This window comes from Streptomyces sp. 6N223 (genome assembly GCF_052246635.1).
Lineage (GTDB): Bacteria > Actinomycetota > Actinomycetes > Streptomycetales > Streptomycetaceae > Streptomyces.
Genome location: NZ_JBQQCA010000017.1, coordinates 108150 through 118624, shown reverse-complemented (window position 1 = coordinate 118624; position 10475 = coordinate 108150). Strand labels below are relative to the sequence as shown.

The window sequence follows — 10475 nt, the reverse complement described above, 5'->3', positions numbered from 1 at the left end:
GGCCTCGCGTCCCCGGGCGCCTGGCCCGGGGCGGACGGCACGGCGTCGGCTGCGGCGGGATCCCGCGGCGGAGCACCCGGCGCGCCGCCCGGCGCCGGGCCCTGGCCGCCGGCGTAGCCCGGCGCCTGCGGCTGAGCACCGGGCACCGCGCCCGGCATTCCCGGCGCCTGCGGCTGACCCCCGGGCTGCCCCGCCCCGCCGGCCGGGCCCCAGCCAGGGCCGGACGGGCCGGGCTGCGCCGGGGCGCCGGGCGGCGCGTAGCCCCCCGGCTGGCCGGCCGCGTAGCCCGCCGCCGGCGCCGGCGCCGCCGGCTGGAGGCCGGTGCGCTGGTCCGCCGTCGAGCGGAAGTCGACCGCGCCCTGCGTCATCCGCATGTACGCCTCCTCCAGCGACGCCGTGTGCGGCGACAGCTCCCACAGCCGCACGTCCGCCGCGTGGGCGAGGTCGCTGATGCGCGGCAGCTCCAGGCCGACGACCTTCAGCGCGCCGTCCTGCTCGGGCTGCACCTGGCCGCCCGCCGCCGCGAGTTCCTTGATGAGGGTCTCGCGCTGCCCCGGCTCGCCCTCGGGCGTGCGCACCCGCGCGAAGCCCGTGGAGTTGCGGGCGATGAACTCCCGCACCGGCATGTCGGCCATCAGCTGGCCCCGGCCGATGACGATCAGGTGGTCGGCGGTCTGCGCCATCTCGCTCATCAGGTGGCTGGAGACGAAGACCGTGCGGCCCTCGGCCGCCAGCCGCCGCATGAAGTTGCGGATCCACAGGATGCCCTCGGGATCCAGGCCGTTGACCGGCTCGTCGAAGAGCAGCACCTGCGGGTCGCCCAGCATCGCCGCCGCGATGCCCAGCCGCTGCCCCATGCCGAGCGAGAAGCCCTTGGACCGCTTCTTCGCCACGTCCTGGAGGCCGACGACGCCCAGCACCTCGTCCACCCGCCGGGCGGGGATGCCGGCGAGCTGCGCCAGGCACAGCAGGTGGGCGCGGGCGTTGCGCCCGCCGTGGCGGGCGTTGGCGTCGAGCAGCGCCCCGACCTGACGCGGCGCGTTGGGCAGCTGCCGGTAGGGGTAGCCGCCGATGGTGACGGCGCCGGCGCTCGGTGCGTCCAGGCCGAGGATCATCCGCATGGTCGTGGACTTCCCGGCGCCGTTGGGCCCCAGGAACCCGGTGACTTTTCCGGGTTGTACCTGGAACGTCAGGTTGTACACGGCCGTCTTGGAGCCGAAGCTCTTCGTCAGGCCGACTGCCTCGATCATCCTTGATTGCCCCTGCTCGATGGGTGGGGCCAGCCGCCGTCGTCACTGCCTCGGGTCACTCAGGCCGGAACTCGCCCCCGTCGGGCCTAAGACCATATCGGCTGAGCGGCGGTTCCATGTCACGGGTCACGATGAGGCGTCGCGCCTCCTCAGCACCGCGTACCCCAGCAGCACCGCCGCCGCCACCCACGCGACCATGATCAGCAGCCCGCCCCACGGGCCGTAGGGCCGCTGCCCGTCGTCGATCACCGACATGATCCGCGAGCCCGCCACGTCCGGCAGGTAGTCGCCGACCTTCTTCGTCGCCTCGACGTTGGCGAGGATGCTGGAGATCAGGAAGAAGAACGGCATCAGCACCCCGAAGGACAGCATCGGGCTGCGCAGCGCCCACGTCACGCCCATCGCGAAGAGCGCGATCAGCCCCATGTAGAGGCCGCCGCCGAAGACCGCGCGCAGCACGCCGGTTTCGCCGATCGACGTCCGGTAGGGGCCGAGCATCGCCTGCCCGAGGAAGAACGCCAGGAAGCTGGTGGCCATCCCGACCACCAGCGCCAGGGCGGTGGCGATCGACACCTTCGCGGCCATGAACGTGCCGCGCTGCGGCACCGCCGCCAGCGAGGCGCGGATCATGCCCGTGCTGTACTCGTTCGACACCACCAGGATCCCGAAGGCGATCATGGCGAGCTGGCCCAGCGAGGTGCCCGCGAAGCTGGTGAAGGTGGGGTCGAAGGTCAGTTGGTCCTCGCGCGAGAGGTCGGCGAAGGTGTGCCGCACCACGAGGCTGATCAGCACGCCCATGGCCACCGTCACCACCACGGCGGCGGTCAGCGTCCACACCGTCGCCCGCACGGACCGGATCTTGGTCCACTCCGAGCGCAGCACCCGCCCGGTGTGCGAGGCGTCCAGGGCCATGGCTCAGCCTCCCCACCGCGGGGCGTCGTGGGCCTGGTACTCCACCGACTCGTGGGTCAGGCGCATGAACGCCTCCTCCAGCGAGGCCCGCTGCGGGCTCAGCTCGTGCAGCACCACGCCGTGGGCGGCGGCGAGTTCGCCGATCCGGTCGGCGCCCATGCCCGAGACCTCCAGGCTGCCGTCGCCCTGCCACACGCGCTGCTCCGGCGGCAGCCCGGCCGCTGCCAGGGCGTCCGCGAGCCGCTCCGGCTCCGGGCCGCGGACCCGCACGAAGGTGTGGGCGTTCTCCTGGATGAACCGCTCCATGGAGGTGTCGGCCAGCAGCCTGCCCTGCCCGATCACCACCAGGTGGTCGGCGGTCAGCGCCATCTCGCTCATCAGGTGGCTGGAGACGAAGACCGTGCGGCCGTCGGCGGCCAGGCGCTTCATGACGTTGCGGATCCAGTGGATGCCCTCGGGATCGAGCCCGTTGACCGGCTCGTCGAACATCAGGATCCTCGGGTCGCCCAGCAGCGCGGTGGCGATGCCGAGCCGCTGCCCCATGCCGAGCGAGAACGCCTTGGGCCGCCTGCGGGCCACGGCCGCGAGCCCCACCAGGTCCAGCACCTCGTCGATGCGCCGCTCGGGGATGCCGTTGCTCTGCGCCAGGCACAGCAGGTGGTTGCGGGCGGTGCGCCCCGGGTGCACGGCCCGCGCCTCCAGCAGCGCGCCGACGCTCCGCAGCGGGTCGCGCAGCTCGTCGTAGCGGCGGCCGTCGATCGTGACCTCGCCGCCGCTGGGCCGGTCCAGGCCCAGGATCATCCGCATCGTGGTCGACTTCCCCGCCCCGTTGGGGCCGAGAAAGCCCGTCACCACCCCCGGCCGGACGGCGAAGCTGAGGTGGTCCACGGCCGTCTTCTCGCCGAACCGCTTGGTCAGCCCGGACAGCTCGATCATGGATCGACGCTAGAACGGCGCAGGGGCCGCCGCCCGGTGGAGCGGCGGCCCCTGCGCCGTTGGAGTGGCGCCAGGACCCAGGCCCGCGACCTCACAGCCCTCTCACGGAACTGCGGATCGCCGAAGGAGGTCAGCGGGACTGCTGGGCGGGCACGCCCTTGGACAGGCCCTCGTCGGCGTCGTCGTCCGCGCCCAGGGAGGCGGCGGCGACCTGCGCCCCCGTCAGCGTGGCGAGCATCTCGCGCACGTTGGTCAGCTGGGCGTTGATGCTGTCGCGACGGTTGGTCAGCGCGGCGAGCTCGCGCTCGGACTCGCTGCGGATCCGGTCGGCCTTGGCGTTGGCGTCGGCCACGATGTCCTCGGCCTGGCGCTGCGCGGTCTCCACGGTCTGGCGGGCCCGGCGCTCGGCGTCGGTGCGCAGCTTCTCGGCCTCCAGGCGCAGCTGCTCGGCGCGGTGCTCGATCTCCGCCAGCCGCTTCTCCGCCTTGGCCTGACGGGACGCGAGGTCCCGCTCGGACTGCTCGCGCCGCTTGGCGAGGTTGGTCTCGAAGTCGGCCGCGGCCTGGGCGGCCTTGGCGCGGGTCTCCTCGAAGAGGGAGTCCGCCTCCTCGCGCTTGGCCAGGGCGTCCTTGTCGGCCTCGGCGAGCGTCGCCGCCGCCTCGCCCTGGGCCTTCTCGACGATGCGGACGCCCTCGTCTTCCGCCTTGGCCTTGCGCTCGGCGGCGTACGCCTCGGCGTCGTTGCGCACCTGCTGGGCCGCGGCCTCGGCCAGCTCGCGGTGCTGCTCGGCGGCCCGGCGGGCCTCCTCGCGCAGGTCCTTGGCCTCCTCCTCGGCGAGGCGGAGGATCTTCTCGACCCGGGCGCCGAGCCCGGCATACGAGGGCTCGGCGTCCGCGACCTGGGCCTGGGCGTTCTGCGTCTCGAGGTGCAGCTCCTCGATCCGCTTCTCGAGGGAGGTGATGCGAGCCAGTGCGCTGTCGCGGTCGGCAACGAGTTTGGAGATGCGGTCGTCCACCTGCCCGCGGTCGTAGCCACGCCGCACGAGCTCGAAGCCGAAGGGGGAGGAAGTGTCGCTCATGGGGTTCCTGTCGATTCAGACGGGTGAGTGAGTAGTGGTCTTGGGCCTGGGCGTTCAGCGCTTCGAGGTCGAGCTCCTAAGCGTTTGATCAGCCTTCGATTTCTCAGACGGGTCCACGCCCTCGAAGGCATCATCCTAGGGGGCGAACCGGCGTGTCTTCGAGCCGATCCCCATTCTCTGTGGAGAATGTTCGCCTTCTCCTGCGCGATCCGCCCGTTCGGGTGCCCGCCAGGCGCCGTAGGGGTCCTGACGGTCCTTAGGCCCTGGCCTAGGACCGAGGGGACTTGCCGCCAGGCCGCGGCGGGCCGGGGGCGCCCGCGCCGGCCGCGGCGCCGGACTTCGGCTTCGGAGCCTCGAACGACTCCAGCGCCTCCAGCACGTCCTGCACGCGGGAGATCTCGGCGTTGATGTCCTCCCGCCGCCGCGCCAGCTTCTCCAGCTCACGCCGGCCCTCGTCGACCACGCGCTTGGCCTCCCGCTCGGCCTCGGTGCGCGTCCGCTGCGCCTCCCGCAGCACCTCGGAACGCTGCTTCTCGGCCTCCTTCAGCAGCGCCTCGGCCTTCTTCACGGCCGCGATACGCACCTTGCTGGCCTCGGCGTTGGCCTCCGACACCATGGCCTCCGCGGTGGCGCGGGCCTCGGCGCGCTGCTCCTCGGCGGCCTTCATCAGCTTGTCGACCCGCTCGCCGGCCGTGCGGGCCTGCTCGGCCGACTCGCGGCGCGCCCGGTCGTGCAGCTCCTCGACCTCCGCCTCGACGCGGACGCGCAGCTCCTCGGCGCGGGAGCGGATCGTGACCGCGTCCCGGCGGGCCTCGTCCAGCAGCTGATTGGCGTCGGCCCGGGAGTTCTCCACCATCTCGCTGCCGGCATCCTGCGCGTCGGCGACGATCCGGTTGGCCTCCTTGCGGGCCGCGGCGACCATGGTGTCGGACTGCTCCTCGGCCGAGGCGGCGATGCGCAACGCCTCCTCCTGCGCCTTCGCGATCAGCTCGTCCGCCTGGGCCGCCGCCTCGCTCCGCTTGCGGGCCGCCTCGCGCCGCGCCGTGTCCTGGAGCTCGTCGGCCTCGGACCGGGTGCGCTCGGCCTCGGCCTCGGCGGCGGTGCGGATGCGTTCGGCCTCGGCGATCGCCTCCTTGACGGTGCGCTCGGCCAGCGCCGAGGCGGCCTCCTTCTCCTCGGCCGACTCCCGCAGCACGCGGGCGGCCTCCCGCTCGGCCTCCGAGCGGTGGGTGGCGATCTCCGCCTCGGCCGCCTCCCGCAGCCCGGCCACCGAGTCGCGCACCTGATGCGCCTTGTGCTCGGCGGCGGCCACCAGCGTCTCGGCGCGCCGCTCCGCCTCGTCCATCCGGGCCCGCGCGGCGGCCAGCACCTCCTCGGCCTGCCCGCGCGCGGTGGCGCGCTCCCGGTGCGCGGCGTCGCGGGCGTCGGCCAGGAAGGCGTTGCCCTCCGCGCGCAGCCGCGCCGCCTCCTCCTGCGCTGCCGCCAGCGCCTGCGCCGCCTCGTTCGCCGTCCGCTCCGCGGCGGCGGCCGCCTCGGCCCGCACGTCGTCGGCGGCCTGCCGCGCCTCCTGGCGCAGCCGGTCCCCCTCGGCGATGGCCTCGGCGCGCACCCGCACCGCCAGCTCCTCGCCCTCGGTCCTGGCCCGGGCCGCGTCGGCCGTGGCCTCCTCGCGCAGCTCCAGCGCGGACCGCTCGGCCTGCTCGGTCAGCGACCTGATGCGGTCGGCGGCCTCGGCGCGCAGCCGCTCGATCTCGGCGTTCGCGTCGCTGCGCAGCCCGTCGGCCTCGGCGCGGGCCTCGACCAGCGCCTCCTCGGCCTGCAGGACGCGGCGTTCGGCCTCCTCGCGCAGCCGCTCCAGCTCCGCGGTCGCCGCCTCGCGATCCGCCCGCGCCGCCTCGCGCGCCTCGGCCCGCAGCTGGCGGGCGGCCTCCTCGGCCTCCCTCGTGGTGCGCTCGGCCTGCGAACCGGCGTCGGAGCGCTCCTTCTCCGCCTCGGCGCGGGCCTTCTTCAGCGCCTGCTCGGCCTGGTTGCGCAGGGTGGTGGCGCGCTCGATGGCCTCGGTGCGAACCCGCTCGCTCTCCGAGATCGCCGAGTTCCGGGCCTCCTCCGCGTCGGCCTTGGCCTGGGCGATGAGCTCCTCGGCGCTCGCCGCGGCCTGCTCGATCTGCTGGACGGCCTCCCTGCGGGCCTCGGCGCGCAGCCGCTCGGCCTCCTCGACCGCCTCCGCGCGCAGCTGCTCGGCCTCGCCGCGCAGCCGCCGCGCCTCCTCCTGGAGCTCGACGGTCTTGGCGCGGTACTCCTTGGTGTCGTCCTTGGCGGCGCCCTTGAGCTGCTCGGCGACGTCGTGCGCCTCGGCGCGCAGCCGGTCGGCCTCCGCCTCGGCCTCGGCGCGCAGCCGCTCGGCCTCCTCGGTCGCGGCCCTGGTGGTGGCCTGCGCGTCCTTGGCCGCCTTGGTCAGCACCTCCTCGGCGGTGCGGGCCGCGTCGGCGAGCTGGGCGGCGTACTCCTCGGCCGACTTGGTCCGCGCCTCCTCGGCGGCCTCGGCCAGCAGCTGCTCGGCCTGCGCGCGGGCCTCGGCCAGCACGTGCTCGGCCTCGGCGCGGCGCGACTCCGCGTCCTGGGTGGCCTGGCTGACCATGCGGGCGATCTCGCCCTTGGCGGTGGCGGTGCGCTGCTCGTACTCCGTCTCCGCGACCGTGCGGCGCTTCTCGGCCTCGGCGGTGGCCTCGGCGACCAGCCGCCGGGCCTCCTCGCGGGCGGCGCGCAGCTCGGCCTGCGCCTCGGCCATCCGCTCCTCGGCCTTGCGCACCAGGCCCGCGGCCTCGCGCCGGCCGGCGTCGGTCTCCTGCGCTGTGGAGGTGCGCAGCCGCTCGGCGTGTTCGGTGGCCTCCTGCGCCTGGGCGGAGGCGGCGTTCAGCAGCCGCTCGGCGTCGGCGCGGGCGCGGCGCAGCAGCTCGTCGGCCTCGGTCCGGGCGGTCTCGGACTCCTCGGCCAGCCGCTGCCGGGTCTCCTCGGCCAGCCGCTGCGCCTCGGACCTGGCCTGGCTGAGGGCCTGGTCGGCCTCGGTCCGGGTGTCCTCCAGCAGCCGGCGGGCCTGGGCCTCGCTGCGGGCGCGCAGCTGCTCGGCCCAGGCGACGTTCTCGTTGACGTGGGACTCGACGGTGGAACGCCGCTGGGCGAGCTCCTCGTCCAGCTGGCGGCGGCGCCCCGCCGCCTCGGCGTGCAGCTCCGCCTCCATGCGGGCCCGCTGCTCGGACTGCTCCTGCAGCACCCGCTGGGAGCGCGCCCGGGCCTCCCGCAGCTCGCGTTCGGCCTCCGAGCGCATCTGGTCGGCCTGCATGTGGGCGGAGCGCAGGATCTGTTCGGCGTGGGAGGGGGCGTCCCCGTAGAGGGGGCGCAGCGCCAGAGCGCGTCGGGCCTCGTGCAGCTTGGCCCGCAGCACCTCGACCTGGTAGCCGAGGTCGTCGGCATGATCGACCGCCCGGTCGCGCTCCTTCTTCAGCCGAGCCATCTCGGCTTCGAGCCGCGAGAGGTGGTCGTCAGTCTGGTAGGCGTCGTGGCCCGGCACTGCGCGGTCCCATCCGTCCCCTGGTCGTGATCATGCTGATCCGGATGCGATCTGCGAGGCGAACACCTCCGCAGGTCGTACGGATCACCGGCCGAACGCGGGACGAGGTGAATGCCCATGCCCCGGCTGGGCCACTCTACCGGGCGGCACTGCCGGAGTCAGTGGCCTGATGGTTACGCCGACGGGGCGGAGGAGGGCTCGCCGGGGGGCGCGTCCGGGGGCGCGTCGGCGGAGGCTTCCCGCTGGTGGGAGGTGGCGGCGGTGACGAGTTCGGTGAGCACGCCGTGGCAGTCCTTGGGGTGGAGGAAGGTGATGCGCGAGCCCATGGAGCCGCGCCGGGGGGTGTCGTAGAGCACCCTGATGCCCTTGCCGCGGATGGCCTCGGCGTCGCCGTCCACGTCGGCGGTCCCGAAGGCGATGTGGTGGACGCCCTCGCCGTTCTTGGCCATCCACTTGGCGACGGCGGAGTCCTCCCGGATCGGCTCGATGAGCTGGAGGTACGCGGAACCGCCGTCGTCGGTACCGTTGATCCTGAGCATGGCCTCGCGCACCCCCTGCTCCTCGTTGACCTCGAAGTGCACGTCGTCGAACCCGTAGGTGTCGCGGTAGAAGGCGACGGTGGCGTCCAGATCGAAGCAGGCGATGCCGATGTGATCGATACGCGTCAACATTCGTCCAGTTCACAGGCTTTGGCCCCGTCGCGCAACCAACGTGCGCGGAGTCACAGGTGAGCTTTAGTGACCGCTTTAGTCACTCTGAGTACATTGAGGTAAACCCTCGTTCACTCCTACACGGAGGAGTTCTGTCATGACTGCGAGCAATGATGCTGCGCCAGTCGGGCCATCGGTGATCGTCGCGGGAGCGCGCACGCCGATGGGCCGGATGCTGGGGGCGCTGCGGCCGTTCTCCGCCGCCGAGCTGGGCGGCTTCGCCATCAAGGCGGCCCTGGAGCGCGCGGGCATCACCGGGGAGCAGGTCCAGTACGTGATCATGGGACAGGTCCTGCTGGCCGGGGCGGGCCAGGTCCCGGCGCGCCAGGCCGCCGTGAAGGCGGGCATCCCGATGAACGTCCCGGCGCTCACGGTGAACAAGGTGTGCCTCTCCGGGCTTGACGCGATCGCGCTGGCGGACCAGCTGGTCCGCGCCGGCGAGTTCGACGTGGTCGTCGCCGGCGGCCAGGAGTCCATGACCAACGCCCCCCACCTGCTGCCGAAGGCGCGGGAAGGCTACCGGTACGGGGCCGTGGAGGTGCTGGACGCCATGGCGTACGACGGCCTGACCGACTCGTTCGAGGGCATCGCCATGGGCGAGTCCACGGACCGGCACAACGCCCGTCTCGGCATCACGCGCGCCGAGCAGGACGCGTTCGCCGCCGCGTCCCACCAGCGGGCGGCCGCGGCCCGGAAGAACGGCGTCTTCGACGCGGAGATCACGCCCGTGACCGTCCCGCAGCGCAAGGGCGAGCCGGTGGTGTTCGACGCGGACGAGGGCATCCGCCCCGAGACCACCGAGGAGTCGCTGGCCCGGCTGCGCCCGGCGTTCCCCGGCCGGGACGGCACCGGCACGATCACGGCCGGCACGGCCTCGCAGATCTCCGACGGCGCGGCGGCGGTCGTCGTCATGTCGCGGGCGAAGGCCGAGGAGCTGGGCCTGACGTGGCTCGCCGAGATCGGCGCCCACGGCAACGTCGCCGGGCCCGACAACTCCCTGCACTCCCAGCCCTCCCGGGCGATCGAGCACGCGCTGGGGAAGGCGGGGCTGGCGGTCGCGGACCTGGACCTGATCGAGATCAACGAGGCGTTCGCGTCGGTCGTGGTCCAGTCAATGAGGGACCTCCGCGTAACCGCCGAAAGGGTGAATGTGAACGGCGGGGCCATCGCCCTGGGCCACCCGATCGGGATGTCCGGCGCGCGGCTGGTGCTGCACCTGGCCCTGGAGCTGGGCCGCAGGGGCGGCGGCACGGGGGTCGCGGCCCTGTGCGGCGGCGGCGGCCAGGGCGACGCGCTGACCCTGCGGGTGCCGGCGGCGTAGGCGCGAGGCGCATGAGCCGCACGAGGCGCCTTCGGCGCCGTGCCGCCGGCACCGGGGCGGAGCCGCGGGGCTCCGCCCCGGACCCGCGTGGGGGGTTCCGGCGCGGCTCCTGCGCGGGTATCGGCCGGCCCCGGACGCCGGTGAGGGATGGGCCCGGCCTTCGGCCCGGGAATTCGGCCTGGGCCCGGTGGCGGTTCCGCCTAGGGTCCTGCCGGGAGTTCGGGCCCGGGCCTGCCGGGGCTCGGTCCTCGGTCCTCGGCCCGGTGTGTGTCCGGACCGGAGTCGTGCGCAGGGCTCTGGCCTCGGGCGTCGGTGTGGGCTGGGTCCTCGGCCCCGCCGGGGCGCGGCGCCGAGCCCCGAGGTAACACTCCGCAAGCCCCGGTGGGGTTTCCTCCAGGCCCTGTCACTGCTCGGCCCCGGGCGTGGTGAGGGATGGCCCCCGGGCCCGGGGTGGGGGTTTCGCCTCGGGTTCTGCCGGGGATTCGGCCCCGGGGCCCGCCGGGTCTTGGCCATGGGCCCTGCCGGGTTCCGCCTCGGGCCCCCCTGAGGGCTCGGCCGGGCCCTGCCGGGGGTTCCGATCCCGGCGACCCGCGCCTCTCCATCCGGGGGTGTGGGCAGTCGCCGCCCGAAGGGCGGAGGGCGGCAGGGGCCGGCCCGCGCACTCGCCGGGCGGGGCGGGCCAGAATGAGCGTACGTACGA

At 74.3% G+C, this 10475-nt stretch carries 7 protein-coding genes; 1 reads left to right on the top strand and 6 read right to left on the bottom strand.

Annotated features, from left to right (window positions below; genetic code table 11):
• The 6 genes from ACTWQH_RS13655 to mce form a co-directional block, all read right to left on the bottom strand.
• Positions 1-1250 (bottom strand): ABC transporter ATP-binding protein (locus ACTWQH_RS13655; protein WP_443286757.1); only part of this gene is annotated, 1250 nt, incomplete at its 3' end.
• A 126-nt stretch (positions 1251-1376) separates the two neighbouring features.
• Entirely contained in the window at positions 1377-2162 is a 786-nt protein-coding gene (locus tag ACTWQH_RS13650; RefSeq protein ID WP_443286756.1) for an ABC transporter permease, read from the bottom strand.
• A gap of 3 nt (positions 2163-2165) precedes the next feature.
• The gene (locus ACTWQH_RS13645; RefSeq protein ID WP_443286755.1) at positions 2166-3098 is read right to left on the bottom strand and encodes an ABC transporter ATP-binding protein; all 933 of its coding nucleotides are present in this window, start codon (positions 3096-3098) and stop codon (positions 2166-2168) included.
• A gap of 130 nt (positions 3099-3228) precedes the next feature.
• Complete coding sequence (locus ACTWQH_RS13640; protein WP_443286754.1) at positions 3229-4176, bottom strand: cellulose-binding protein; 948 nt, start codon at positions 4174-4176, stop codon at positions 3229-3231.
• Positions 4177-4444: 268 nt separating this feature from the next.
• Complete coding sequence (locus ACTWQH_RS13635) at positions 4445-7744, bottom strand: hypothetical protein (RefSeq protein ID WP_443286753.1); 3300 nt, start codon at positions 7742-7744, stop codon at positions 4445-4447.
• Between the two features lie 173 nt (positions 7745-7917).
• Positions 7918-8415 carry a methylmalonyl-CoA epimerase gene (gene mce, locus ACTWQH_RS13630; protein WP_443286752.1) on the bottom strand — a complete coding sequence of 166 codons (498 nt, stop codon included), beginning with the start codon at positions 8413-8415 and terminating at the stop codon, positions 7918-7920.
• Between the two features lie 136 nt (positions 8416-8551).
• On the opposite strand from mce, the gene ACTWQH_RS13625 reads away from it, so the two are divergent.
• The gene (locus tag ACTWQH_RS13625; protein ID WP_443286751.1) at positions 8552-9775 is read left to right on the top strand and encodes an acetyl-CoA C-acetyltransferase; all 1224 of its coding nucleotides are present in this window, start codon (positions 8552-8554) and stop codon (positions 9773-9775) included.
• Positions 9776-10475 lie beyond the last annotated feature (700 nt).

Coding starts and splice junctions, on each gene's coding strand:
- ACTWQH_RS13650 (WP_443286756.1), bottom strand. CDS start 2,162: ATGGCCCTGGACGCCTCGCACACCGGGCGGGTGCTGCGCTCGGAGTGG.
- ACTWQH_RS13645 (WP_443286755.1), bottom strand. CDS start 3,098: ATGATCGAGCTGTCCGGGCTGACCAAGCGGTTCGGCGAGAAGACGGCC.
- ACTWQH_RS13640 (WP_443286754.1), bottom strand. CDS start 4,176: ATGAGCGACACTTCCTCCCCCTTCGGCTTCGAGCTCGTGCGGCGTGGC.
- mce (WP_443286752.1), bottom strand. CDS start 8,415: ATGTTGACGCGTATCGATCACATCGGCATCGCCTGCTTCGATCTGGAC.
- ACTWQH_RS13625 (WP_443286751.1), top strand. CDS start 8,552: ATGACTGCGAGCAATGATGCTGCGCCAGTCGGGCCATCGGTGATCGTC.